20 protein-coding genes are annotated in these 26,130 nt (G+C 73.1%); 16 read left to right on the forward strand and 4 right to left on the reverse strand.

Translation table 11 applies throughout. The features are described from left to right. The first annotated feature begins 216 nt into the window (after nt 1–216). Genes FHS38_RS23590 through FHS38_RS23620 form a run of 7 tightly spaced genes read left to right on the forward strand, consistent with a single transcriptional unit; the run spans nt 217 to nt 8,932 of the window. Complete coding sequence (locus tag FHS38_RS23590; protein ID WP_184736495.1) at nt 217–1,026, forward strand: TIGR03084 family metal-binding protein; 810 nt, start codon at nt 217–219, stop codon at nt 1,024–1,026. Continuing rightward, complete coding sequence (locus FHS38_RS23595; protein ID WP_184736497.1) at nt 1,023–2,720, forward strand: acyclic terpene utilization AtuA family protein; 1,698 nt, start codon at nt 1,023–1,025, stop codon at nt 2,718–2,720. Before FHS38_RS23590 ends, FHS38_RS23595 begins: the two co-directional genes overlap by 4 nt. Then, the gene (locus FHS38_RS23600; RefSeq protein ID WP_184736499.1) at nt 2,717–4,318 is read left to right on the forward strand and encodes an acyl-CoA carboxylase subunit beta; all 1,602 of its coding nucleotides are present in this window, start codon (nt 2,717–2,719) and stop codon (nt 4,316–4,318) included. Before FHS38_RS23595 ends, FHS38_RS23600 begins: the two co-directional genes overlap by 4 nt. A 12-nt stretch (nt 4,319–4,330) precedes the next feature. After that, a complete protein-coding gene (locus FHS38_RS23605) occupies nt 4,331–6,436 on the forward strand; it encodes an ATP-binding protein (RefSeq protein WP_184736501.1) in 2,106 nt (701 codons plus the stop codon). Continuing rightward, on the forward strand, nt 6,433–7,596 hold the full coding sequence (locus FHS38_RS23610) for an acyl-CoA dehydrogenase family protein (protein ID WP_184736503.1): 1,164 nt from the start codon (nt 6,433–6,435) through the stop codon (nt 7,594–7,596). Before FHS38_RS23605 ends, FHS38_RS23610 begins: the two co-directional genes overlap by 4 nt. Before the next feature lie 17 nt (nt 7,597–7,613). Next, nucleotides 7,614–8,354: an enoyl-CoA hydratase family protein gene (locus FHS38_RS23615; RefSeq protein ID WP_184736505.1), complete on the forward strand. Its 741-nt coding sequence runs from the start codon at nt 7,614–7,616 to the stop codon at nt 8,352–8,354. Then, nucleotides 8,342–8,932 (forward strand): TetR/AcrR family transcriptional regulator, encoded by a 591-nt coding sequence (locus FHS38_RS23620; protein WP_184736507.1) that lies wholly within the window; start codon nt 8,342–8,344, stop codon nt 8,930–8,932. The genes FHS38_RS23615 and FHS38_RS23620 overlap by 13 nt, the downstream gene beginning before the upstream one ends. Before the next feature lie 52 nt (nt 8,933–8,984). Here the strand turns inward: FHS38_RS23620 and FHS38_RS23625 are convergent, their stop codons facing one another. Continuing rightward, nucleotides 8,985–10,085 carry a citrate synthase 2 gene (locus tag FHS38_RS23625; RefSeq protein ID WP_184736509.1) on the reverse strand — a complete coding sequence of 367 codons (1,101 nt, stop codon included), beginning with the start codon at nt 10,083–10,085 and terminating at the stop codon, nt 8,985–8,987. Between the two features lie 497 nt (nt 10,086–10,582). Here FHS38_RS23625 and pdxH point away from each other — a divergent pair, with 497 nt between their 5' ends. Next, nucleotides 10,583–11,212: a pyridoxamine 5'-phosphate oxidase gene (gene pdxH / locus FHS38_RS23630; RefSeq protein ID WP_184736665.1), complete on the forward strand. Its 630-nt coding sequence runs from the start codon at nt 10,583–10,585 to the stop codon at nt 11,210–11,212. A gap of 323 nt (nt 11,213–11,535) precedes the next feature. Continuing rightward, nucleotides 11,536–13,020 carry a PAS domain-containing protein gene (locus FHS38_RS23635; RefSeq protein ID WP_184736511.1) on the forward strand — a complete coding sequence of 495 codons (1,485 nt, stop codon included), beginning with the start codon at nt 11,536–11,538 and terminating at the stop codon, nt 13,018–13,020. Nucleotides 13,021–13,222: 202 nt separating this feature from the next. Here FHS38_RS23635 and FHS38_RS23640 read toward each other — a convergent pair whose 3' ends face one another. Then, the gene (locus FHS38_RS23640; protein ID WP_184736513.1) at nt 13,223–13,978 is read right to left on the reverse strand and encodes an SIS domain-containing protein; all 756 of its coding nucleotides are present in this window, start codon (nt 13,976–13,978) and stop codon (nt 13,223–13,225) included. 206 nt (nt 13,979–14,184) lie between these two features. Here FHS38_RS23640 and FHS38_RS23645 point away from each other — a divergent pair, with 206 nt between their 5' ends. From FHS38_RS23645 to FHS38_RS23655, 3 genes are all read left to right on the forward strand, one after another. Further along, nucleotides 14,185–14,877: an iron-dependent transcriptional repressor DtxR gene (locus tag FHS38_RS23645; protein ID WP_184736515.1), complete on the forward strand. Its 693-nt coding sequence runs from the start codon at nt 14,185–14,187 to the stop codon at nt 14,875–14,877. 845 nt (nt 14,878–15,722) lie between these two features. Then, nucleotides 15,723–16,592: an alpha/beta fold hydrolase gene (locus FHS38_RS23650; protein ID WP_184736667.1), complete on the forward strand. Its 870-nt coding sequence runs from the start codon at nt 15,723–15,725 to the stop codon at nt 16,590–16,592. Nucleotides 16,593–16,778: 186 nt separating this feature from the next. Beyond that, nucleotides 16,779–18,293: an FAD-dependent monooxygenase gene (locus FHS38_RS23655; RefSeq protein WP_184736517.1), complete on the forward strand. Its 1,515-nt coding sequence runs from the start codon at nt 16,779–16,781 to the stop codon at nt 18,291–18,293. A gap of 292 nt (nt 18,294–18,585) precedes the next feature. Here the strand turns inward: FHS38_RS23655 and FHS38_RS23660 are convergent, their stop codons facing one another. Beyond that, a complete protein-coding gene (locus FHS38_RS23660) occupies nt 18,586–19,260 on the reverse strand; it encodes a bifunctional DNA primase/polymerase (RefSeq protein ID WP_130879418.1) in 675 nt (224 codons plus the stop codon). Nucleotides 19,261–19,604: 344 nt separating this feature from the next. Between FHS38_RS23660 and FHS38_RS23665 the strand changes: the two genes are divergently transcribed. Then, nucleotides 19,605–20,993 carry an NsdA family TPR-like regulatory protein gene (locus tag FHS38_RS23665; protein ID WP_184736519.1) on the forward strand — a complete coding sequence of 463 codons (1,389 nt, stop codon included), beginning with the start codon at nt 19,605–19,607 and terminating at the stop codon, nt 20,991–20,993. Between the two features lie 356 nt (nt 20,994–21,349). Then, nucleotides 21,350–23,245: a hypothetical protein gene (locus FHS38_RS23670; RefSeq protein ID WP_184736521.1), complete on the forward strand. Its 1,896-nt coding sequence runs from the start codon at nt 21,350–21,352 to the stop codon at nt 23,243–23,245. 12 nt (nt 23,246–23,257) lie between these two features. Here FHS38_RS23670 and FHS38_RS23675 read toward each other — a convergent pair whose 3' ends face one another. After that, entirely contained in the window at nt 23,258–24,532 is a 1,275-nt protein-coding gene (locus FHS38_RS23675; protein WP_184736522.1) for an ABC transporter substrate-binding protein, read from the reverse strand. A gap of 179 nt (nt 24,533–24,711) precedes the next feature. Between FHS38_RS23675 and FHS38_RS23680 the strand changes: the two genes are divergently transcribed. Further along, nucleotides 24,712–25,149, forward strand: a complete 438-nt coding sequence (locus FHS38_RS23680) for an SCO4402 family protein (protein WP_229822177.1) — start codon at nt 24,712–24,714, stop codon at nt 25,147–25,149. A gap of 94 nt (nt 25,150–25,243) precedes the next feature. Further along, complete coding sequence (gene purU / locus FHS38_RS23685) at nt 25,244–26,128, forward strand: formyltetrahydrofolate deformylase (RefSeq protein WP_184736524.1); 885 nt, start codon at nt 25,244–25,246, stop codon at nt 26,126–26,128. Nucleotides 26,129–26,130 lie beyond the last annotated feature (2 nt).

Below are 26,130 nucleotides of genomic sequence, written 5' to 3' on the forward strand. Positions count from 1 at the left end.
TGGTCGCGATGGTGGCCCTCGCCGCTGCGGCGACCCCCGCCACGGCGGCGGCGCCAGCCCAACGGCGGTCCTGGCCGAAAATAATGCAAGCACGCTTGCTTGTTTCTTTGACCGCTGCCACGCTCTGACCGGGCGCACCGGATCGTTCGATGATTCGTCAACTCGCCCGGTCTGCACGGACAAACGCACGGACATACCCTTCGATGGGAGCGCGGCGTGGTCGACCCGGCGGAAGTGCTCGCGAACGTACTCGCGGACCTGCGGGCGGAAGGCGAGGAGCTGGACGCGCTGGTGGGCGGGCTGACCGCCGAGGACTGGCAGCGGGCGACACCAGCCCCCGGATGGACCGTCGCACACCAGATCGCACACCTGGCCTGGACCGACGAGCGGGCCGCACAGTCCGCCACCGACCCCGAGGGCTTCGCCCGGGAGGCCGAGAAGGCCCTCGCCTCGCCGGAGACCTTCGTCGACGAGGGCGCGCGGGCCGGGGCCGAGGAGCCGCCCGACGCGCTGCTGGCACGGTGGCGCACCGGGCGCGCGGCGCTGGCCCGGGGGCTGGCGGCGATGCCGACGGCGGCCAAGCTGCCCTGGTACGGGACGGCCATGAGCACCACCTCCATGGCGACCGGCCGGCTGATGGAGACCTGGGCGCACGGCCAGGACGTCGCCGACGCGCTGGGCGCCCGGCGCGTACCGACGGACCGGCTGTGGCACGTGGCACGGATGGGGGTGCGGGCCCGGGACTACGCGTACGCGGTGCGCGGACTCCCGGTGCCGACGGAGGAATTCCGCGTCGAGCTCCTCGCCCCCGACGGGCGGACCCTGTGGACGTACGGGCCGGACGACGCGGCCCAGCGCGTCACCGGCCCCGCCCTGGACTTCTGTCTGCTGGCCACCCAGCGCGCCCACCGCGCCGACCTCGCCCTCCGGGCGACCGGCCCCGACGCGGACCGCTGGCTGGACGTCGCCCAGGCCTTCGCGGGCCCGCCGGGCGCGGGCCGCGAGCCCGAGGGGGGTGACCGATGACCGCTCCGCGCCCCCTCGTCGTCGGCAACGCCTCCGGCTTCTACGGCGACCGCTTCGACGCCCTGCGCGAGATGCTGACCGATGGCCCCCTCGACGTGCTGACCGGTGACTACCTCGCCGAACTCACCATGCTCATCCTCGGCCGCGACCGGCTGAAGGACCCCGGCCTCGGCTACGCGAAGACCTTCCTCGCACAGCTGGAGGAGGGGCTCGGGCTGGCCGCCGACCGAGGCGTCAAGATCGTCACCAATGCGGGCGGGCTCAACCCCGCCGGCCTCGCCCGGCGGATCGGCGAGCTGGCGGAACGCGTCGGCGTGCCCGTCCGGGTCGCGCACGTCGCCGGGGACGATCTGCTGGGGGAGCGCGACTGGGGTGCGGGCGTGCTCACCGCCAACGCCTATCTGGGCGGTGCCGGGATCGCCGCGTGTCTGCGGGCCGGCGCCGACGTCGTCGTGACCGGCCGCGTCACCGACGCCGCGCTGGTCACCGGGCCGGCCACCGCCCACTTCGGCTGGACCGCCGCCGACCTCGACCCCCTCGCGGGCGCGGTCGTCGCCGGGCACGTACTCGAATGCGGCGCGCAGGCCACCGGCGGCAACTACTCCTTCTTCCACGAGCACGACGTCCGTCACCCCGGCTTTCCCCTCGCCGAGATCCACGCCGACGGCTCGGCCGTCATCACCAAGCACCCCGGCACCGGCGGTGCCGTCACCGTCGGCACGGTCACCGCGCAGCTGCTGTACGAGACATCGGGCCCGCGCTACCCCGGGCCCGACGTGACGGCCCGGCTGGACACCGTCCGGCTGACCCCCGACGGCCCGGACCGGGTACGGATCTCCGGGGTGCGCGGCGAGGCCCCGCCGCCGACGCTCAAGGTCGGGCTGACCCGGATGGGCGGCTTCCGCAACGAGGTCGTGTTCGTGCTGACCGGCCTCGACGTCGAGGCCAAGGCGCGGCTGGTGCGCGAGCAGTTCGAGGCCGTCTTCGCGAAGGCCCGGCCGGCCGAGGTCCGGTGGACCCTTGCCCGTACGGACCGGGCCGACGCGCCCGTACAGGAGGAGGCGAGCGCGCTGCTGCGGCTCGTCGTGCGCGACCCGGCCCCGGAGGCCGTGGGCCGTGCCGTCAGCGCCGCCGCCGTCGAGTTGGCCCTCTCCGGATACCCCGGCTTCCACGTCACCGCCCCGCCCGGCAAGGGCGCGCCCTACGGCGTCTTCCAGGCGGCGTACGTGGACGCGGGCGACGTACCGCACACCGCCGTCCTCCCGGACGGCACGTGCGTCCCCGTCCTGCCGCCGTCACCGGCCGGAGCCCCTGCGCCCGTGCCCACCGAAGGGCCGCTCCCCCCTCCTCTCCCCGCCGGCCCCACCCGGCGTGCCCCCCTCGGGCTCGTCGCCGGGGCCCGCAGCGGCGACAAGGGCGGCAGCGCGAACGTCGGCGTGTGGGTGCGCACCGACGACGCCTGGCGGTGGCTCGCCCATGAGCTGACCGTGGCGCGGTTCGTCGAACTCCTCCCGGAGACCGCCGGGTTCGCCGTCGAGCGGCACCTTCTGCCGAACCTCCGCGCCCTCAACTTCACCGTCGACGGGCTGCTCGGTGACGGCGTCGCCTCCCAGGCGCGCTTCGACCCGCAGGCCAAAGCGGTGGGCGAATGGCTGCGCTCCCGCCATCTGGAGATACCGGAGGTGCTGCTGTGACCCTGCTGGCGTCCGGGCTCGACCCGTCGAGCCCCGAGTACACGGCCAACCGCGAGGCGATGCTGGCCAAGCTGGCCGAGCTCGACGCCGCGCACGCCCGGGCCGTCGCCGGGGGCGGTGAGAAGTACGCCGCCCGGCACCGCGCGCGCGGCAAGCTCCTCGCGCGCGAACGCATCGAACTGCTCCTGGACCCCGACACGCCCTTCCTGGAGCTGTCCCCCCTCGCCGCCTGGGGCAGCGACCACGCCGTCGGCGCGTCCCTCGTCACCGGCATCGGCGTCATCGAAGGCGTCGAGTGCCTCGTCACGGCCAACGACCCGACCGTACGCGGCGGCGCCAGCAACCCCTGGACGCTCAAGAAGGCCCTGCGCGCCAACGAGATCGCCTACGCCAACCGGCTCCCGTGCGTCAGCCTCGTCGAGTCCGGCGGTGCGGACCTGCCCAGCCAGAAGGAGATCTTCATCCCCGGCGGCGCGCTGTTCCGGGACCTGACGCGGCTGTCCGCCGCCGGGATCCCGACGGTCGCGGTGGTGTTCGGGAACTCGACGGCGGGCGGTGCGTACGTGCCCGGGATGTCCGACCACGTGATCATGGTCAAGGACCGGGCGAAGGTCTTCCTGGGCGGGCCGCCGCTGGTGAAGATGGCGACCGGCGAGGAGTCCGACGACGAATCGCTCGGCGGCGCGGACATGCACGCCCGCGTCTCGGGCCTCGCCGACTACTTCGCCGTCGACGAGCCCGACGCGCTGCGGCAGGCGCGGCGGGTGGTGGCTCGGCTGAACTGGCGCAAGGCGCATCCCGATCCGGGGCCTTTGATCGAGCCCCCTCGGTTCGACGAGGGCGAGCTCCTCGGGGTCGTTCCCGGTGATCTCAAGGTGCCGTTCGATCCCCGCGAGGTCGTCGCCCGGATCGTGGACGGCTCGGACTTCGACGAGTTCAAACCCCTCTACGGGACCAGCCTGGCGACCGGATGGGCGCGCCTGCACGGCTACCCGGTGGGCGTGCTGGCCAACGCCCAGGGCGTCCTCTTCAGCGCGGAGTCGCAGAAAGCCGCGCAGTTCATCCAGCTCGCCAACCAGCGGGACATTCCCCTGGTCTTCCTCCACAACACCACCGGCTACATGGTCGGCCGCGACTACGAGCAGGGCGGCATCATCAAGCACGGCGCGATGATGATCAACGCGGTGTCGAACTCGCGCGTGCCGCACCTGTCCGTCCTCATGGGCGCCTCCTACGGGGCCGGGCACTACGGGATGTGCGGGCGGGCCTACGACCCGCGCTTCCTCTTCGCGTGGCCCAGCGCCAAGTCCGCCGTCATGGGGCCGCAGCAGCTCGCCGGGGTCCTGTCGATCGTCGCGCGCGCCTCCGCCGCCGCGAAGGGGCAGCCGTACGACGAGGAGGCCGACGCCGGGCTGCGGGCCGTGGTCGAGGCGCAGATCGAATCGGAGTCCCTGCCGATGTTCCTGTCCGGGCGGCTGTACGACGACGGGGTCATCGACCCGCGTGACACGCGGACCGTGCTGGGGCTGTGCCTGTCCGCGATCCACACGGCACCCGTCGAGGGTGCGCGCGGTGGCTTCGGCGTCTTCCGGATGTGAGGTTTCGTGCCCGTGATCCGCTCTGTGCTCGTCGCCAACCGTGGCGAGATCGCCCGTCGTGTCTTCCGTACCTGCCGGTCGCTCGGCATCGGCACGGTGGCCGTGTACTCCGACGCCGACGCGTCCGCCGCGCACGTCCGTGAGGCGGACATCGCCGTCCGGCTGCCGGGGTCGGCGCCGGCCGATACGTATCTGCGGGGCGAGCTGGTGGTCCGGGCCGCCCTCGCGGCGGGGGCGGACGCGGTGCACCCCGGGTACGGCTTCCTGTCCGAGGACGCCGGGTTCGCGACGGCGGTGACCGACGCGGGGCTGGTGTGGATCGGGCCTCCACCGTCGGCGATCTCGGCGATGGCGTCGAAGACACGGGCGAAGTCGCTGATGGGGGCGGCTGGGGTGCCGTTGCTGTCCTCCGTGGACCCTGCGGTGGTGACGGCCGGGGACCTGCCGGTGCTGGTGAAGGCCTCGGCCGGTGGGGGTGGGCGGGGGATGCGTGTCGTGCGCGATCTCGCTGCTCTCGCCGATGAGGTGGCCTCTGCGCGGGCCGAGGCGGTTGCCGCGTTCGGCGACGGCTCGGTGTTCGTCGAGCCGTACGTGGAGGGCGGGCGGCATGTGGAGGTGCAGATCCTCGCCGACGCGCACGGGACGGTGTGGGCCTTGGGAACGCGTGACTGCTCGCTTCAGCGCCGGCACCAGAAGGTGGTGGAGGAGGCGCCGGCGCCGGGGCTGAGCGTCTCGCTGCGTGACACGTTGCGGGATGCCGCTGTCGCGGCGGCCTCGGCGGTCGACTACCGGGGGGCCGGGACGGTTGAGTTTCTGGTGGCACCGGGTGGGCGGGCCTATTTTCTGGAGATGAACACCCGGCTGCAGGTGGAGCACCCGGTGACGGAGTGCGTGTACGGGGTGGACCTGGTGGCGCTCCAGATCCGGGTTGCGGAGGGGTACGCGCTGGGCGCGCCGCCTTCGCCGGTGGGGCATGCGGTGTCGGCTCGGCTGTACGCGGAGGATCCGGCGCGGTCGTGGCGGCCTTGGGCGGGTGTGGTGCACCGGCTGTCGGTGGGGGCCGGTGCGGATGCGGAGGCCGGTGCGTTCGGGGTACGGCGCCGGGGCCTCCGGGGTGGGGGTCCGGGACCGTATATTTACGGGCCCGTGGGCCGGAATCCTTCTGGTGCCCCGACATTGGGCCCGCAAATACACGTCAGCGTCCCGGACCCCCACCCCTGCGACCCCGTCACCTCCCGTGGTGCCTTGTCCGCCGGGCTGCGTGTCGATTCCGGCGTCGATGACGGTGACGTCGTCGGTGTTCATTACGACCCCATGCTCGCCAAAGTCATAGCTTGGGCCCCGACGCGCGCCGAGGCTGTTCGGCGCCTCGCCTACGAGCTGGAGCGGGCCCGCATCCACGGGCCCGTGACCAACCGCTCGTTGCTCGTACGGTCCCTCCGGCACCCGGAGTTCCTGGCCGGGGAGATGGACACCGGGTTCTACGATCGGCATCTCGCCGAGTTGACCGATGCCGACGAGGCAGGGGGTATTCGGCTTGCGGCCCTGGCCGCTGCCCTTGCCGACGCGGCCTCCTCGCCGTCGCGGTTCGGCGGCTGGCGCAACGTGCCCTCCCAGCCGCAGGCCAAGCGCTATCGCGCTGGGGACGACGAGGTCGAGATCCGGTATCGGCTCGGGCGGGGCGGGCTCGTCGCGGAGGGGTTCGACGAGGTTCGGCTGGTGTCCGCCGCGCCCTCGTTCGTTGTTCTTGAAGTGGGTGGGGTTCGGCGCGGCTTCGAGGTTGCCTGTTATTCCGGTGGGGACGTCCACGTCGATTCCTCCCTCGGTTCCTTCGCCCTCGCCGTCCTTCCTCGTTTTCCCGACCCCACCACCCGCACTTCGCCCGGCTCGTTGCTCGCCCCCATGCCCGGCACCGTCGTGCGGGTCGCGGACGGGATCGCCGTGGGGAAGCCCGTACGGGCCGGGCAGCCGTTGATGTGGTTGGAGGCGATGAAGATGGAGCATCGCGTCGTCTCGCCCGCCGACGGCACGCTCACCGCTCTGCACGCCGTCCCCGGTCGTCAGGTCGAGGTCGGAGCCCTGCTCGCCGTCGTCACCACCGAGGAGACCACGCCATGAGCCATGCCATCGTCGAGACCGAGGAACACCACGATCTGCGCGCCGCCGTCGCCGCCCTGGGCGGGCGCTACGGGCGGGAGTACTTCACCTCCGTCGTACGCGACGGCAAGCACACCGACGAGCTGTGGGCCGAGGCCGGCAAGCTCGGTTACCTCGGGGTGAACCTTCCCGAGGAGTTCGGTGGCGGGGGCGGTGGCATCACCGAACTCGCCATTGTGCTGGAGGAGTTGGGTGCTTGTGGGTGTCCGCTGCTGATGATGGTCGTCTCGCCCGCCATCTGTGGCACGGTGATCGCCCGTTTCGGTACGGACGCGCAGAAGCGCGCCTGGCTGCCGGGGCTCGCGGCCGGTACGACGAAGATGGCCTTCGGGATCACCGAGCCGGACGCCGGGTCCAACTCCCACCGGCTGACCACGACCGCGCGTAGGGATGGTGACGACTGGATTCTCACCGGCCGCAAGGTCTTTGTTTCCGGTGTCGATATCGCTGATGCGACCCTTGTTGTCGGGCGGACCGAGGACGCCCGGACCGGCAGGCTCAAGCCCTGTCTGTTCATCGTCGGGCGTGACGCGCCCGGGTTCTCGCGGCGGCGGATCGCCATGGAACTCGCCGCGCCGGAGAAGCAGTTCGAGCTGGTGCTGGACGAGGTGCGACTGCCCGCCGACGCGCTCGTCGGCGACGAGGACGCGGGTCTGCTGCAACTGTTCGCCGGGCTCAACCCCGAGCGCGTCATGACGGCCGCGTTCGCTATCGGGATGGGCCGGTACGCCGTGACGCGGGCCGTCGACTACGCCCGTACCCGTGCGGTGTGGGACCGGCCGATCGGTGCCCACCAGGCGATCGCGCACCCGCTGGCGCAGGCGCACATCGAGCTGGAACTGGCCCGGTTGATGACGCAGAAGGCCGCCTCGTTGTACGACGCGGGCGACGACGCCGGTGCGGGCGAGGCCGCCAACATGGCGAAGTACGCGGCCGGGGAGGCCGCCGTCCACGCCGTCGACCAGGCGGTGCACACCCTCGGTGGCAACGGTCTGACGTCGGAGTACGGTCTGGCCTCGCTGATCACCGCGGCGAGGGTGGCGCGTGTGGCTCCCGTCAGCCGGGAGATGATTCTCAACTACGTCTCGCATCAGACGCTGGGCCTGCCCAAGTCGTACTGAGGAAAGGTGATTCGCGGATGTTGGTTCGCCGCTCGCACGAGCACGGCATCACCACCCTGACCCTGGATTCCCCGCACAACCGGAACGCCCTCTCGGCCCGGCTCGTGGGCGAACTGCACGAGGGTCTCGCGGGGGCGGCCGAGGACGCGGACACGCGTGCCGTGCTCCTGACGCACACCGGCAACACCTTCTGTGCGGGCGCCGACCTGAATGAGGCCGGGTCGGACGCGACGGCCCCGCTCGGGCTGGCGCGGCTGTTGCGTTCGGTGGTGGAACTGCCGAAGCCGGTCGTCGCCCGGGTCACGGGGCACGTGCGGGCCGGGGGGCTCGGGCTGTTGGGGGCGTGCGACATCGCGGCGGCGGGGGAGGGCGCGTCGTTCGCGTTCACCGAGGCGCGGCTCGGGCTCGCGCCCGCCGTCATCTCGCTGCCGCTGCTGCCGCGCCTGGACGCGCGGGCCGCCGCCCGCTACTACCTGACGGGCGAGCGGTTCGACGCCGAGGAGGCGGCCCGGATCGGGCTGATCACCCTGGCCGGGGACCCGGACGAGGTGCTCGCTCCCGTGCTCGCCGGGCTGCGCCGGGCTGCGCCGCAGGGGCTCGCCGAGTCCAAGCGGCTGGTGACGGCGGAGGTGCTACGGGCCTTCGACCGCGACACCCGGGCGCTGGCCGAGCAGTCGGCGCGGCTGTTCGCGTCGGCGGAGGCGCGGGAGGGCATGACGGCGTTCCTGGAGCGGCGGGACCCCGAATGGGCACGGTGAGCGCGCCCAAGCAGGACCGCAGCCGGGCCACCCGGCAGCGCCTGCTGGAAGCGGCCATCGCGTGCCTGGCGGAGTACGGGTGGGCGGGGTCGACGGTGGCGGTGGTCGCCGAGCGGGCCGGGGTGTCGCGGGGTGCGGCGCAGCATCATTTCCCCACGCGGGAGGACCTGTTCACGGCGGCGGTGGAGTACGTCGCCGAGGAGCGTTCGGCGGCGCTGCGGACGCTGATGCCGCGGGGTGGCCCGGACCGTACGCGGGCGGTGGTCGGCGCGCTGGTGGGCCTCTACACCGGACCGCTGTTCCGTGCGGCGCTCCAGCTGTGGGCGGCGGCCGCGCACGAGGAGCAGTTGCGGCCCCGGGTGACGGACCTGGAGGCGCGCGTCGGGCGGGAGTCGCACCGGATGGCGGTGGAGCTGCTGGGTGCGGACGAGGGGTGCCCGGGGGTGCGCGAGACCGTGCAGGGCCTGCTGGACATGGCGCGCGGCCTGGGGCTCGCCGATCTGCTGACGGACGACTCGGCGCGGCGGGAGCGGGTGGTGGAGCAGTGGGCGCGGATCCTGGACGGGGTGCTGCGCTGACGGACGCGGCCCGCCCCCGGCTGGGGGCGGGCCGTGGCGAAACCCTCGGGCGTCAGCCCGCGATGTCCTCGTAGCCCGCGACCTCTCGCGGATCCCGTGACCCCGGCCCCACATAGCGGGCCGACGGGCGGACCAGGCGGCCCGTGCGCTTCTGTTCGAGGATGTGCGCGCTCCAGCCCGCCGTGCGGGCGCAGGTGAACATCGACGTGAACATGTGCGCCGGGACCTCCGCGAAGTCCAGGACGATGGCCGCCCAGAACTCGACGTTCGTGGCCAGGACACGGTCGGGGCGGCGGTTGTGGAGCTCCTCCAGGGCGGCCTTCTCCAGGGCCTCCGCGACCTCGAAGCGCGGTGCGGCGAGCTCCTTGGCCGTGCGGCGCAGGACGCGGGCGCGGGGGTCCTCGGCGCGGTAGACGCGGTGGCCGAAGCCCATGAGGCGCTCGCCGCGGTCCAGGGCCTGCTTGACGTAGGCCGTGGCGTCGCCGGTGCGTTCGATCTCCTCGATCATGCCGAGGACGCGGGACGGCGCTCCGCCGTGCAGCGGGCCGGACATCGCGCCGACCGCACCCGACAGGGCCGCCGCCACGTCCGCGCCCGTCGAGGCGATGACGCGGGCGGTGAACGTGGAGGCGTTCATGCCGTGTTCCGCCGCGGAGGTCCAATAGGCGTCGACGGCCTTGACGTGCTTGGGGTCCGGCTCGCCGCGCCAGCGCTTCATGAAGCGCTCGACGACGGTCTCCGCCTTGTCGATCTCCTTCTGCGGCACCATCGGCAGGCCCTGGCCGCGCGCCGACTGGGCGACGTAGGACAGCGCCATCACCGCGGCCCGGGCGAGGTTGTCGCGCGCCGTGGCCTCGTCGATGTCGAGGAGCGGCTTCAGGCCCCAGACGGGCGCGAGCATCGCGAGCGCCGACTGGACGTCGACCCGGATGTCGCCCGAGTGGACGGGGATCGGGAACGGCTCGGCGGGCGGCAGCCCGGGGTTGAACGAGCCGTCGACCAGCAGTCCCCAGACGTTCCCGAAGGACACCTGGCCCACCAAGTCCTCGATGTCGACGCCTCGGTAGCGGAGAGAGCCGCCTTCCTTGTCGGGTTCGGCGATCTCCGTCTCGAACGCGACGACTCCCTCGAGTCCGGGTACGAAGTCGGACATCAGGCGGCTCCTCATGATGTGTGACAAGCGGCTGCCGACCACGGTGGTGGCCGTCACTGCTCCTACGGCTGCTGTTGGCGGCCCCGAAGCGGTTACGCGGCTGCTCGGCGCGGCTCGCGGTCCGATTCGGTCAACCCGGTCATGCCCCGTGCGGCTGTTCTTCACCCGGCTCGATGCCCGGTTCTTCGCCCGGTACCCGCCCGGCCGGCGCACCGGGCTTCGATGGGAAGCAGGGTCCGCTCAGGCCGGACACGATAGCCGGTGGTGTGTGGGTGCCACAGCTTCCTGCCCAGTGATTTTGGTGGGTTCCCCGGATGCGGGGAAGGGTGATGTCCGGCACAGTGCGGGTTTCGCCCGCGGCAGGGTTACGGGACGCCGGCACGGGGGAGGATGAGCTGCTTCGGCCGCGTTTTCGCTCCTGTGCGCCGTATCCCCGCGGGCGGCCGGTGTTGCAAGATGTCCGCGTGTCCCACGCCGATGATCTCGACCCCGCCGCGATGCGCGCGCAGTACCGCTTCGGCGGACTCCTGGAGACGGACCTCGCCGACAGCCCGTACGGGCAGTTCGCGCACTGGTTCGGGGAGACGGTCGCCGCCGGGCTGCACGAGCCCAACGCGATGATCGTCTCCACCGCGGACGCCGCCGGGCGGCCCAGCTCGCGGACGGTGCTGATGAAGAGCTACGACGAGCGCGGCTTCGTCTTCTACACCAACTACGGCTCCCGCAAGGCCGTCGAACTGGCGGCCAACCCGAACGTCTCGCTGCTCTTCCCCTGGCACCCCATCGCCCGCCAGGTCATCGTCACGGGCACCGCCGAGCGGGTCGGGCCCGAGGAGACGGCCGCCTATTTCCGCTCCCGCCCGCACGGCTCGCAGCTCGGCGCCCTGGCCAGTGCCCAGTCGACGGTGGTCTCCTCGCGCGCCGAGATCGACGAGGCGTACGAGCGGCTGGCGGCGCGGTACCCGGAGGGCGGGCCGGTGCCGGTGCCCACGGGGTGGGGCGGCTTCCGGGTGACGGCCGAGACCGTGGAGTTCTGGCAGGGCCGGGAGAACCGGCTGCACGACCGGCTCCGGTACGTGCGGGCCGCCGGGGGAGCGGGCTGGCGGGTCGAGCGGCTCTGCCCGTAGTGGTACGGGAGACGTGACGAACACAGACGATCCGTGGGCCGGTTACCGGCGCGCCTGGCGGCGCGGCGGTGCCGAGCGGACGACTCGGCGGCCCACGGATCGGGTGACTGCTTGGGATTGGCCGGCAAGGCCGGCGTTGCGCTGTGCGCGACGACGGGCGCTAGCCCGCAGTCACCTCACGCGTCCGGACTGAAATCATGTCCCGAACCACCTCCCTTCTCGTGTGCCCCCAGCCTAAAAAACGGTCCCGCGGACGACAAGCGAATTTCCCGTGGGCACCGATTTCGCCGAAGACGGTGTGGTGCCGGGCACGGTCGAGTTGAATGACCCGTCGTGCAGGACATGCAGACGCGTCCAGCAGGGGGTACCTCGTGACCGCTCCACACCCGTCCGGCCCTGCCCGACCCGGAACCCGCACGGGGGCCGAGGCCGCCGCCGGCAGCGACGACTCCGGCCTCCTCGCGGCGCTCCTCGACGGCATGGACGCCGCGCTGTGCGCGTTCGACGCCGACGGCACGGTCACCCACTGGAACCGCGAGGCCGAGCGGATACTGGGCTGGTCGGCCGAGGAAGCCGTAGGGCGGCACGGCCTGGACGGCTGGGCCGTGCGCGCGGCGGACGCCGAGGAGGTCACCGCGCGGCTGCTGGGCGTGATGGAGGCACCAGGGCGGCAGGTGCACGAGTTCGCGCTGCTCACCAAGGACGGCGGCCGGGTCCTCGTCCGCATCCAGACCTCGGCCGTCCCCGGCGCGGACGGCACGCCGACGGGCGCGTACTGCGCGTTCAGCGAGGTGCACACGCAGATCGATCTGGAGCGGTCGATCGCGCTGAGCGAGGGGCTGTTCGGGGACGCGTCCTGGGGCGTGGTGCTGGTCGACGCCGATCTGCGCCCGGCCCTCGCCAACGCGCACGCCGCACGGGCGCTGCGCACGGGCCGCACGGCACTGCTCGGCCGGCCGCTGGGCGATCTCCTGGACCAGGGCGTGGAGGAGTTGGAGGGCGCCCTCCAGCACGTACTGGCGGCCGGTGCCCCGCCCGCGCCCACGGACCTGTGGGTGACGCTGCGGGACGCCACCGGCGCGGCGTCGGAGCGGCGCTGCTGGCGCAGCGGCTTCCTGCGGCTGGCGTCCCCGCTCGCGGAGGAGCCCGTGCCGCTGGGGGTGGCGTGGCTGTTCCTGGACGTGACGAAGACGCGGCTGGCCGAGCAGGAGAGCGCGCGGCTGCGGTTCAGGGGCAATCAGCTGCACCGTGCGGGGCGGGCGGTCGCGGAGTGCGAGGACCCGACGGAGGGCGCGGCGCTCTACATGGACTTCGCCCTCGCGGGCTTCGCCGACCACGCCGTGATCGATCTGCTGCCGAAGCCGGTGGCGGCCCCGGAGGGGCCCGTCCGGCTGCTGCGGGCCGCCGCGACGCCCGCCGGGGCGCCGGGACCGTGCCCGGCGGCGGCGCTGAGCGGGCTGCCGGTGCCCTATGCGGACGGTCACCCGGCGTTGCAGGCGGTCGAGCGCTGCGGTTCGGTCCGGGCGGGCTCGGACCGTACGGACGGCTGGGCGCCGGCCCGCAAGTGGCCGGACGGCACCGAACACGCCCTGGCCACGGTCCTGCGCAGCCGGGGCCGCACGCTGGGGGCGGTCACCTTCCTGCGCGGGCCCTCCCGCCGCCCGTTCGACCGCGCGGACGCGACCTACGCGGAGGACGTCGCCTCGCGGGTGGCCGCGTCGATCGACCTGGCGACGACGGCCGAAGCGGCGGCGAAAGCGGAGGCGGAAGCCGGAACCGTCGACTGGTGCGGGAAGCCTGTCGGCTGAGATCAGCTGTGCCGCCTGCGGTGGTGGGCGCCCTGCGGGCGCGTCCTCAATCTCCCCCAGCCACCGCTGGGAGGTACCCCCAGGGGCTGGTTTGGGCTGGCCTCGGCCAAAACCAGCCCGTCCGGCGATTGAGGACAACCGCCGCGCAGCGGTGGTGCGGGGACGGCACGGCCTTGAGATGTCATCTGATCCGCCGGAACGGCTAATGGCGGAAGAAGATGCGGTCCCCGTACTCGGCCATCACCCGGCCGTTCCACTCGTGGCCGCCGTCCACGTTCCCCGAGCGCAGCATGGGCGGGTCGATGCCCCGGGCGGCCAGCTCACCCGCGGCCGTCGCGACGACGGCCTGCAGCAGGGCGCTGGTGACGACGGTGGAGGCCGGGGCGAAGGGGGCGGCGATGCCGTCGGCGGTCAGCTCCGCGTCACCGGGCGGGATCTTGCTGTCGATGACGAGGTCGCAGTGGTCCTTGAGGAAGGTGCCCGAGACGTGCCGTGACCTGGTCTGCTCGGCGTACGCGAGGGAGGTGACGCCGATGACCTTCAGGCCCAGGGCGCGGGCGTTCATGGCCATCTCCACGGGCAGGGAGTTGCGGCCGGACAGCGAGACGACGATCAGGACGTCGCCGGGCTGTACGGGGCTGGAGTCCAGGACCGCGCCGGCCAGGCCGTTCACCCGCTCCAGCGCGCTGCCGAGGGTCGCGGGCATGACGTCGATGCCGACGGCGCCCGGGACGGCGAGCAGGTTCATCAGAGCGAGGCCGCCCGCCCGGTAGACGACGTCCTGGGCGGGGAGGGAGGAGTGCCCGGCACCGAAGACGAAGAGCCGGCCGCCGTCCACCACCGTGTCGGCGAGCATGGCCCCGGCGGCGGTGATGTGGTCGGCCTCCTCGTCGCGAGCCCGCTGGAGCAGCCCGATCGCGGCGTCGAAGAACTGCCCGGCCAGCTTGTTCTCGCTCATCGCTGCGGGGCTCCTTAGCTCGGAATCCGGTGGTGCCTGGGGGATGCGCACGGTCGGTGCGTACGCTCGTGGCGCGGATCACGTTGCGGTCTTGACCAGCGCCCTGTCAATACGGCGTCCGCGCCGACGCCGTACGCGGCACCGTTGTCAGTGGTATGCGTCAGAATTGAGTCCAGGGCCAGCGCACGACATATCGAGGGGCACACATGTCCGGACTGATCGACACCACGGAGATGTATCTCCGCACCATCCTCGAGCTGGAAGAGGAAGGCGTGGTCCCCATGCGCGCCCGCATCGCCGAGCGGCTCGACCAGAGCGGCCCGACGGTGAGCCAGACCGTGGCCCGCATGGAGCGGGACGGCCTGGTCTCGGTCGCCGGTGACCGCCACCTGGAGCTGACCGAGGAGGGCCGTCGGCTGGCCACCCGCGTCATGCGCAAGCACCGGCTGGCCGAGTGCCTGCTGGTCGACGTGATCGGCCTGGAGTGGGAGCAGGTGCACGCCGAGGCGTGCCGCTGGGAGCACGTGATGAGCGAGGCGGTGGAGCGCCGCGTGCTGGAGCTGCTGCGCCACCCGACCGAGTCGCCCTACGGCAACCCCATCCCGGGCCTGGAGGAGCTGGGCGAGAAGGCCGAGGCCGATCCGTTCCTCAACGCCGGCATGGTCAGCCTGATGGACCTGGAGCCGGGCGCCGAGGGCAAGACGGTCGTCGTCCGGCGCATCGGCGAGCCGATCCAGACGGACGCCCAGCTGATGTACACACTGCGGCGCGCGGGCGTCCAGCCGGGCGCGGTGGTCAGCGTGACCGAGTCGGCCGGCGGCGTCCTGGTCGGCAGCGGTGGCGAGGCCGCGGAGCTCGAGGCGGACATCGCCGCGCACGTCTTCGTCGCCAAGCGGTAGCCCTTCCGGCGGATCAGGTGAGAGGGACCCTGCGGGCCGTGGCGGTCTGCACCCCCGCTGCGTGGTGGTGTCCTCAAGCGCCGGACGGGCTGTGATCGCCTGGGCTCAGCCACATCAAGCCTGTCCAGGCGTGGGCCCTGCGGGCCGTGGCGGTCTGCACCCCCGCTGCGTGGTGGTGTCCTCAAGCTCCCCCCAGCTCCCGCTGGGAGGTGCCCCCAGCGGGCTGCTGTGCTGTGTCCTCGAACGCCGGACGGGCTTGGCGGCTGGGCTCGGCCACATCAAGCCCGTCCGGCGTTTGAGGACGCGCCCGCAGGGCGCTCGCCGCCGCAGGCGGACAGGGCGGCCTGTTGGTCAACTCCCTTGATTCCGGCCGGAGTCCGCGGAATCGATACGCCCGGCCCCTCGGCATGCCACGCTGGCGCTGACGCATATGCCCACGCGCCACCGACCTGGGGAGGGGCTCGATGGGGCCAGCGGGCCGCACGGCCACCACGTGGCACCCCGGTGCCCGTCGTGGCACCTGCCGTGGCATCTGTCGTGGTGTCAGTCGGCGTGAGCGTCGTCGTGACGGCCGTGACAAGGGCCCCGGCGACTTTTCAGGTCGCCGGGGCCCCACCTCCCCGTGCTCCCCCGCGGCGACCCGGAGCCCCGAGCTCCCAGGGTGCGCCTCGCGGACCTTCTTCCCCGAGCGGTCCGCGCCCAGATCGATGTCTCCCCTGGGTGCGGGCGGCCAATCCTGCTGCATGGTCACTCGAACGAGGGGTGTTGCGCGCGATAACGGTTCGTTCGAATGCAAGTTCTATAAAGTGGGGCTGCTCGGGGGAGAAGTGGGGGTGTCAGGACTCATGGTGCGGCGTATCGACGTGAGCGGAAGCGGCGGAGTGCGGCTGGCGGCCTGGGAGTTCGCCGACCCGCCGAAGGCGGGCGGGCCGTTCGGCGGCGGCGGGCCGAGCGGCGTCCTGCTGCTCCACGGCCTGATGGGCCGGGCCTCCCACTGGGCGGAGACCGCCCGTTGGCTCTCCACGCGCCACCGCGCGGTCGCCCTTGACCAGCGGGGGCACGGGCGCAGCGAGAAGCCCGCCGAGGGTCCGTACACCCGCGAGGCCTACGTGGCCGACGCCGAGGCGGCCGTCGAGGAGCTGGGGCTGGGCCCCGTCACCCTCGTCGGGCACGCCATGGGTGCCCTCACGGCCTGGCAGCTGGCCGCCCGCCGCCCCGACCTCGTCCGCGCCCTGGTCGTCTGCGACATGCGGGCCTCCGCGCTCGGCGCGGCGACGCAGCGGGAGTGGGGCGAGTGGTTCAGGTCCTGGCCGGTGCCGTTCGCCACGCTCGCGGACGTCCGGAAGTGGTTCGGCGAGGACGACCCCACGCTGGAGCGGCCCAATCCGGCCCGCGGCGACTTCTACGCCGAGGTGGCGGCCGAGCGCGTGGACGGCTGGCGTCCGCTGTTCTCCCGCCGTCAGATGCTCCTCGCCCGGGAGACCTACGTCCACGACGCGCATTGGGAGGAGCTGGCGCTCGTCGAGTGCCCGGCCCTCGTCGTGCGCGGTCTCGACGGCGAGCTGGGCCGTGCCGAGGCCCAGGAGATGGTCCGCGTCCTGCCGCGCGGTGTCTATGCCGAGGTGCCGGACGCGGGCCACCTCGTCCACTACGACCAGCCCGACGGCTGGCGCCGGGTGGTCGAGCCGTTCCTCGCCTCGGTCCTGCCGGTCTGAGCGGCGCCGGGAGGGGCGGGCGGCTCGCCGAAACCGGCCGAGACGCGCCCTCTCCCGGCCTCTGTCCCCTCCGTTTTCCCCTCCGTCCCACGGCGCGGATCGCCATGGCCGGAATTAATTCAACGACCGTTGACATAATCCCCGCCCCGGGTGTGCACTGGAAGGACCGAGACACCTGGAGTTGCCATGACTTCTCGCATCGATCCCACCGCCGACGTCCTCGTCATCGGCGCCGGACCCACCGGGCTCCTGCTGGCCGGCGATCTCGCCGCCGCCGGGGTGCGGGTCGTGCTGCTGGAGCGGCGGGCGCGGGAGTCGAACCTCACCCGGGCCTTCGCCGTCCACGCGCGGACCCTGGAGATGCTGGACGCGCGTTCGGTCGCCGAAGAGCTGCTCGCCACCGGCGTCTTCATCTCCTCCGCACGGCTCTTCGGCAAGGCCAGGCTCGACCTGTCCGGACTGCCGAGCCGCTTTCCCGGTGTCCTCATGACCCCGCAGTACGAGACCGAGCGGGTCCTGGAGGCGCGGGCCGTCAAGCTCGGTGCCGAGATCCGGCGCGGCGCCGAGGTCGTCGGCCTGCGACAGGACGCGGACGGCGTCGACGTGGACGTCCGGACGCACACCGCCGGTGAGCCCTCCGGCGATGCCCCCGACGACGGCGGGACGACGACCCTCCGCGCCCGCTACGTCGTCGGCGCGGACGGTGTGCACAGCACCGTGCGACAGACGCTCGGGATCCCCTTCCCCGGCAAGTCCGTCCTGCGGTCCGTCATGCTCGCCGACGTGCGCCTCGCCGCCCCTCCCCGCGAGACGCCCGCCTTCAACAGCGTCGCCGAGGGCTTCTCCCTCGTCCTCCCCTTCGGGGACGGCTGGTACCGCATCATCGCCTGGGAGCGCGGCAGCGACCTGCCCGCCGACGCGCCCGTCGAGCTCGACGACCTGCGGGCCGTCACCCGGGCCGCGTTCGGGACGGACTTCGGCGCCCACGACGCCCGCTGGACCTCGCGCTTCCACAGCGACGAACGCCAGGTGCCGCGCTACCGCGACGGGCGGGTCTTCCTCGCGGGCGACGCCGCGCACGTCCACTCGCCCGCCGGCGGCATGGGGATGAACGCCGGGATGCAGGACGCCGCCAACCTCGGCTGGAAGCTCGCCGCCGTGCTGGCCGGGCGCGCCGACGACGCCCTCCTCGACACCTACCAGGACGAGCGGCACCCGGTGGGCGCCCTGGTCCTGCGCCTCAGCGGGGCCATCCTGCGGATGGCGCTGACCGGTTCGACGGTCGTGCGGGGGCTGCGGCGCGGCGCGGCCGTCGTCATCCAGCACGTGCCGCGGGTGACCCGCCGCCCCGCGCTGCTCGTCTCCGGCCTTGGCATCCGCTACCCCGCGCCGCCCGGCGCCCACCCCCTCACCGGGACCCGCGCCCCCGACCTGCCCCTGGTCGAGGTCCCCGACGGGCCCACGCGGCTCTACGAAGCGCTGCGCGCCGGCCGCTACGTCCGGGTCCTCCCGCGCGGCGCGGCTCCCCGGGACCCGGTGGGGGAGCGCGAGCCGGACGTCATCACCGTCAGGCGCACCGACGCGCGGCAGGAGAGCCTGCTCGTACGGCCCGACGGCTACGTGGCCTGGGCTTCCGACGACGGCGCCACCGGGGCCGTGCCGATGCCGACGGTCGGCGCCGTTCCGCTGTCCCGGGTGTGAGACGGGGGTACACGCCCGGGACAGCCCTTTGCCCCCTGCGGCGGCGAGCGCCTCTCGCCTGGCCGGCGGATCCTCGGCCGACCAGGCCATCCGGCCGCCTGCGGCGGCAGGCGCCCTGCGGGCGCGTCCTCAAACTCCCCCAGCTACCGCTGGGAGGTGCCCCCAGCGGGCTTGACGTGGCTGAGCTCCTGTTGGCGGCGGATACGGCCCGCAGGGCCGTTCGCCTGATGCGCCGCCGGTCACGGCAAGGGCAGCCGTTCGCAGTCGCTACGGCTGCCGCGGAGCGGTCCCGTCAGCGTCCGCGGGCGTCCGCGGTCTCGCGGCCGCACGCGTAGGCGAGGGCGCTGACCAGCTCTTCCGCGTCGGGGAGCCAGCGGTTGGCGGCGGTGGGCTGGCGGGCCCACTGGACCGCGCCGCGTGCGCCCATCCGGGTCGGCGGCGCGACCACGTAGTCGCCCTCGCCGCGCGCGACCAGGTCGAGGGAGGAGGGCGGCCAGCCCAGCTTCCGGGCCAGGTCGGCGACCTTCAGGGCGCCGCCGGGCAGGACGAAGAACAGCATCCTGCGGTGCGGGGTGGAGGTGATCGGCCCGAGCTGGATCTCCATCCGCTCCATGCGGGCGAGCGCCAGACAGCCGGCGCTCTCGGGTACGTCGAGCGCGTCGAAGGTACGGCCGGTCGGGAGCAGAACCGAGGAGTTGGGCTGTTTCGCCCACATCCGGCGCGCGGCGACCGCGCTGCCGGTGGCCTGGGTGGCCCAGTCGGGACGGGCCGGATGCGCGCCGGGCGAGGGGCAGTCGAGGTCGCCGCACGAGCAGCGTTCCCTGCCCGCGTCGACTTCCAGCCAGGTCCCGGCGAATACGTCCCAGTGCCGCTCTTCCGCGTACCGAACCGCGGCGTCGAGGACCTGCTCGCCGCGTTGTTGGGGGATAAGCGGGGCTCCTACTCCGATGGTCTTTTCCACGTTCATCACAACTCCCCTTGTCACCAGGGGTTACGGCTCGGACACGGCCTCCTCGCCGGACCCCGGCCATGCATATGGGGCGCACGGGAGCATGCACGGGGGCGCAGGCGCGGGTTCGCCGCCGCGAAGGGGTAGCCACCTGCCTGGCGGTCGCGGACGCGGTCGTCACCGTTTCCCGTACCGCAGATGTCACCGCGTCATTACCGCAATTGCCGGTCATTACCGGCAAGTCCCGCATTCTCCGGACACCAGGGGGCAAAGATCACAGGAGAACGCGTTCACAGCTGGCTCAGCTTCTCCGCGCTTCGCGGCAGCCGTCGCGAAGGCATAGCAGTTTCAGGGGGTACAGCATGGCCGCACGGCCACTCGTGGCGCGGCAGCCGAACGAACGGTTGCAGGCGCTCATTCAGGAAGCAGGCTGTTCCAACGCCGGTCTGGCGCGCCGGGTCAATATGTGCGGCGCCGAGCACGGTCTCGACCTTCGGTACGACAAAACGTCCGTAGCCCGTTGGCTGCGCGGCCAGCAGCCGCGGGGCCGCGCCCCGGCGATCATCGCCGAGGCGCTCGGCCGCAAGCTGGGCCGCACGGTGACGATCGACGAGATCGGCATGGCCAACGGAAAGAACCTGGCCTCCGGCGTCGGGCTCCAGTTCTCCCCGACCGTGCTCGGCGCCATTGAGCAGGTCTGTGAGCTGTGGCGCAGTGACGTGGGCCGCCGGGACTTCCTCAGCGGCACGTCCGTGGCGTCCTCCGCGCTCGTCGAGCCCAGCCGGGACTGGCTGATCACCAGCGCCGACGCGCAGGTCGCGCGCAGCGCGGGCGCCCGGGTCGGGGTCTCCGACGTCGAGGCCGTCCGGGCCACGACCGACGCCCTCGTGGAGCTCGACCACCGGTACGGCAGCGGGCACGTCCGCCCGGTGGTGGTCCACTACCTCAACAGCGTCGTCTCCGGGCTGCTGGCCGGTTCGTACCGCGAGGTGGTCGGCCGTGAACTGTTCGCGGCCGTCGCCCGGTTGACGGAGCTCGCCGGATACATGGCCGTCGACACCGGCCAGCCGGGCCTTGCCCAGCGCTACTACATCCAGGCGCTGCGACTGGCCCAGGCCGCCGGGGACCGGGGCTACGGCGGCTACGTCCTGGCCGCGAGCATGAGTCACCTCGCCGCGTCGCTGGGCAACCCCAGAGAGATCGCCCAGCTCGCGAAGGCCGCACAGGAGGGGGCGCGGGGGCAGGTCACCCCGCGGGCCGAGGCGATGTTCTGCGCGGCCGAGGCGCGCGGCCACGCCCTGCTCGGTGACGCGCGGGCCTTCCAGTCCGTCGCGATCCGCGCGGTGACCTGTCTCGAACAGGCCGACGGCGAGGGGGACTCCGGTGACGACCCGCCGTGGATCCGCCACTTCGACCAGGCCTATCTCGCGGACGAGCTGGCGCACTGCCACCGCGATCTCGGCCAGGCCGAGCCGGCCCGCCGGCAGGCGGAGGCGGCCGTCGCCGGTCACCCCGAGGGCCGCGTCCGTCGCCGTGCCATCGGTCTGTTGCTGCTGGCCACCGCCCACGTCCAGCAGCGTGAGGTGGAAGAGGCCTGCGCCACGGGCACCCGTGCCCTGGAACTCCTCGGCTCGCTGCGTTCGAACCGGGGCGCGGAGTACCTGGAGGACTTCCAGCAGCGCCTGGCGCCGTACCGGGAGGAGTCCGTGGTGCGGGAGTTCGGGGCCAGGTTGGAGGTGCAGGCGGCCTAGGGGGACCGCGGCCCCATAAGGAAAACCGCATAAGGAATAACCGCATAAAGAACAGGGGACGCGCGGATCACGAGTGGTCGTACGGGCGCCGCCGATCGGAGGGGAGTCACGACCCATGGCACCGGCACGGGGAGGGCTTGGTGCCGTGGGGACGTGACCGGGCGGGCCCGGCACCGACCCGCGCGATCCGCGCGATCCGCCCGAAGGGGCGGGACCGGCAGGGTTCGGTACGGAACCGGACCGGGTGACAGGAGCGTCGTACGGGGCTGGGCGGGCGGTGCATGGCCGACCGCCAGTGCGAACGGGTAGCGTGTGCCGCCGGTTCGAGTCAGTCCCGTACAGCTTGAGGAGTCCCGGTGACGCAGAGCGGACAGGGGGACGAGCCGCAGTTCCCTGCGGCCCCGCCCGCGCAGCCCGTGCACGAAGGCGTCGTGCTGCCCTCGCGCAGGAGCCATGGCGCGCCGTGGTCGGCCGACCGGGAGCAGAACGCGGCATCGGACCAGTCCTGGGGCGAGCCCTGGAGCGCCGACGCGCAGCGCGCACCCCTGCCTCCGGAGCGTCCTCAGCAGGCACCGCAGACCTCGCCGGCTCAACCGCCCCGGCAGGCTCCGCAGCCCATGCCGGTCACGCAGATCACCGAGGCCTTTCTGAGCGTGCCGCCGCCGCCCGCCCACGCCCCGGGCACATCGCCGGGCCCCGGGGGCTCCGAGGCCACCCAGTACCTGCCGCCCGTGGCGGCGGGCCCGATGCCCGGGGGCGATTCGGTCTCCGAGGCGACGCAGTATCTGCCGCCCGTGGGCAACAGCCCCATCCCCGGCGCCCCGGTCCCGCCCGCGCCCTTCACACAGCCGGCCTCGGACTCGGTGTCCGAGGCCACGCAGTACCTGCCGCCGGTGGCCGCCGACGGCCCCGCCCCCGGTGCCGGCGACTCGGTGTCGGAGGCGACGCAGTACCTGCCGTCCATGGGCACCGGTTCCCTGCCCGGCACGTCCACGCCGACCGCGTCCTTCGCGCGCGGGGCGGCCGATCCCGCGGCCGTGACCCCCGAGTACCTGGAGCCGGGAGGCTCGCCCGACTCGCCGTCCGAGGCGACCCAGTACCTGCCGCCGGTGGGCGGCGGGATACCCGGCGGCATATCCGGCACCGGCCTGTCCGGTCCGGCGGGCACCGACCGGGAGGGGCAGTCCTACGGGCGGCACGCCGCCGAATCGGCCGCGGAGGCCACGCAGTTGCTGTCCCCGCAGCCGCCCGCCCCGGCGGACTCCGACGCCACCCGTCATCTGCCGCCCGTCTCCGCCCAGTCCCCGGCACCGGCCGCGGGTCCCGCCGATCCGGCCGCCGGCGGACCGCCGGTCTTCGCGATGCGGCCGGGCCAGGCGGAGCGGCCGCCGCCGGCCGAGTTCGACGGGCTGTTCCGCGCGGCCGAGCCGACGGCGCAGCTGCCGCCCGTCCAGGCGCCCATCCGCAAGCAGCCACCGCCGTCCGGCCACGGGCCCGTGCCGTCCCACCAGGGCCCGGGCGGCCCCGGTCGGCGGGCGCCCCACGAGGCGCACCAGGCCCCCGAGCCCTACGAGCCGTACGACCCGCCGGCCCGGCGCAAGAAGTCCCCGGCCGTGCTGATCGGCGCGGTCGTGGCGGCCTGTGCGGTCGCCGGCCTCGGCGCGGGCGCGTTGCTCAGCGGCGGAGGCGGCGAGGACAACAGCGACAAACAGAACACCTCCGCGAGCACGGCCCCCAGCGAGCCGCCGAAGGACGACGACAAGAAGACGAGCCCGCCGCCGTCCCCGTCCGCCGACCCGGCGCTGGCCCAGGCGAAGGCGCTGGACGCACTGCTCAAGGACAGCAACAACAGCCGGGAGTCGGTCATCAAGGCCGTGGACTCCACCAAGAGTTGCAAGAACCTCGACTCGTCCGCGAGCGATCTGCGTGCGGCCGCGAACCAGCGCAACGGCCTGGTGACCCGGCTCGGCCGGACGCCGATCGACAAGCTGCCCGACCACGCGGAGCTGTCGGAGCAGCTGAAGAAGGCCTGGCAGTCGTCCGCCTCGGCGGACAGCCACTACGCGAAGTGGGCCAAGCAGGTCGACGGCAAGCACGGTTGCGTCAAGGGCCACGCCCGCCCGACCCGTGAGAGCGCCGCCGGCGACAAGGCGAGCGGCGACGCGACCGCCGCGAAGAAGAAGGCCGCGGCCCTGTGGAACCCGATCGCGAAGAAGTACGGGCTGACCCAGCACGCCTGGTCCCAGCTGTGAGGGGGCTCCGGCTCACACGTGCGCGCGGCGGCGCTCCAGCGTCTTGGTGACGTCGGTGAACCCCTCGCGCACGGCCACGAGCCGGCCGTCCCGCACCACCTGATAGGTGACGTTCGCGTTGACGATCCGGGGGTAGTCCGGGACGGCCAGCAGATCCTGGTAGCGCCAGGAGAGCGGGGGCGTCAGCCCGCCCGTGGCGACGCGGTGCCCCCGGTCGAGCGCGGTCCGGACCGAGCGGGCGCTGATGTCGTCGGCGTCGAGCGCCATGAGCACCGACCGCAGGGCGGTGTAGGCGATCCACGTGGTCTGGACGCCGGGGTCGGCGGGGTCGACCCGGTTGTCGCCGAAGGCGTGCCGGTCGATGACCTCGCGCATGGCCCTCCAGCGGCGATCGTCCGCGGCGGGGTACCAGGCGGTGGCGAACGCGCCCTCCAGGGCGCTCTTCGCGCCGCCGGTGCTGTCGACGAGGGACTGCTTGACGCTGCCGAGCACGGACGCGATCCGCACCTTGGCCCCGGCCTCCGGCTGCCGCCGGAACGAATCGAAGAACGTGTCCGTGCGCTCGCCGAGCGCCGCGGTGACACAGCCGCCGTCGTCGGTGCCCGCGGCCTTCAGCGCCTCCGCGCTCGTCCGCTCGTAGTCGGTGGCGTCCTCCGGTGCGCGGAGGTCGGCGGCCGGCGGCCGGCCCGCGGCGGCGAGTCCGGCGTCGAGCAGCCGGGGCAGCTGGTCGCCGGAGATCGTGTCTGGCCGTACGAGGGCGACGCGCTTGCAGGTGCCCGCCAGCTGGCGGCCGTTGCCCGCGAGCAGGGCGGCCTGGCCGCCGTTGACCGGGTAGGAGAGCGGGCTGCTCAGCTCCTCGTCGGTCAGGCCGTAGCCGCCGATGAAGGGCGTGCCGGACGCCTCCAGCGGGGACATCATCGCGCGGCCGTGCTGGCTGTAGGAGCCGACGACCGCGACGACCTCTTCCTCGACGGCGCGCCGCGCGCAGCGTGAGGCGGCGACGGAATCGTTGCGCTCGTTGCAGGTGATGACCTTGAGGTCGCGACCGTGGATGCCGCCGTGCGCGTTGACCCAGCGGGCGAACGCCCCGGCCATGGCGGGCATGCCCGCCATGTTGGTGGCCCGGGTGCCCTCCGGGGCCCAGGTCATGACGGTGATGGGGCCCCCGGAGTCCCCCTCGGCCCCGGGGAGCCCATCACAACCGGTGAGCAGTGCCGCCGCCGCGCACACCGCGGACACGACGGTGGTCCGTAAGGGGCGGATGGTCAGGCGACGCCGTCCGGTCATGGCCCGAACTCTCCCGGCCGCCGGGGAACAGATGTGTGATCGCGGCGCAACGGCGGGTGACGCCGTGGTGAATTGCGGGGGCCTGATGTGGGCGCTCGGTGGGGAACGTACGATCGAGTGCTGTGCAAGGTTCGGAGAAGTCTTCCCGTCGCGGCCGCCGCTCGACCACCATGGACGGCATGCCGCTCAATGACATGCCGTGGTGGCGCTGGCGCGTGAATGTGCGCTCCGCGCTGCACATGCTCTCGGACCCCGTCTTCCAGCGGGAGTGCTGGCTGACCGGGCTCCCGGGGTACGGGGATGTGACCGACGCCGTCTACCGGCTCGTCGAGGACACCTGGCTGGACAACTGGTCGGCGGAGAAGTACATAGGGACGATCTTCCGGGACCCGGCCGAGGCCAGTCTCGTCGACGCCGCCGTCCTGCGGGTGCTGCGGATCATGCACCAGGTCGGCGCCGACGCGCCCGTCTCGGCCTACCTGGAGCACCACGCCTGGCCGGATGCCGTACGGGCCGCCCGCGAGGCGCACGTCCGGCTGGCGGCGAACGACGGGGACGAACCGGACGTACCGCCGCGCCCGCTCGACGTGCTGGCGCAGCTCACCCGCATCGCCTGACCGCTCGCGGAGCACGGTTCGGGGGTCTCGCTCCGGGGGTCTCGCGGAGGCGGGCGGTCCGACGGGCCCGGCGGGTATGCGACGCTATTGGGCTATGAACGCCTCGCAGCCCCCCGCCTCCGAAGGGGCCCCCGAACAGTACGTCCTCACCCTCTCCTGCCCGGACAAGCAGGGCATCGTGCACGCGGTGTCCAGCTACCTCTTCATGACCGGTTGCAACATCGAGGACAGCCAGCAGTTCGGCGACCACGACACCGGGCTCTTCTTCATGCGGGTCCACTTCACCGCGGAGCCGCCGGTGACGGTGGACAAGCTGCGGGCCAGCTTCGCGGCCATCGGCGACACCTTCCACATGGACTGGCAGATCCACCGCTCCGACGAGAAGATGCGCGTCGTGCTGATGGTGTCCAAGTTCGGGCACTGCCTCAACGACCTGCTCTTCCGCTCCCGGATCGGCGCGCTTCCGGTCGAGATCGCGGCGGTCGTCTCCAACCACACCGACTTCGCCGAGCTGGTCGGCTCGTACGGCGTCCCCTTCCGCCACATCCCGGTGACGAAGGAGAACAAGCCGGAGGCGGAGGCGGAGCTGCTGGAGCTGGTCCGCGCCGAGGGCGTCGAGCTGGTCGTGCTCGCCCGCTACATGCAGGTGCTCTCCGACGACCTGTGCAAGGCGCTGTCGGGCCGGATCATCAACATCCACCACTCCTTCCTGCCGAGCTTCAAGGGCGCCAAGCCGTACCACCAGGCGCACGCGCGCGGCGTGAAGCTGATCGGTGCCACGGCGCACTACGTGACCGCCGACCTCGACGAGGGCCCGATCATCGAGCAGGAGGTCGAGCGCGTCGCCCACGGCGTCACGCCCGACCAGCTCGTCGCGATCGGCCGCGACGTGGAGTGCCAGGCGCTGGCGCGCGCGGTGAAGTGGCACAGCGAGCACCGGGTGCTGCTGAACGGGCGGCGGACGGTGGTGTTCGCGTAGCG

The organism is Streptomyces netropsis, assembly GCF_014203545.1.
GTDB classification, from domain to species: domain Bacteria; phylum Actinomycetota; class Actinomycetes; order Streptomycetales; family Streptomycetaceae; genus Streptomyces; species Streptomyces netropsis.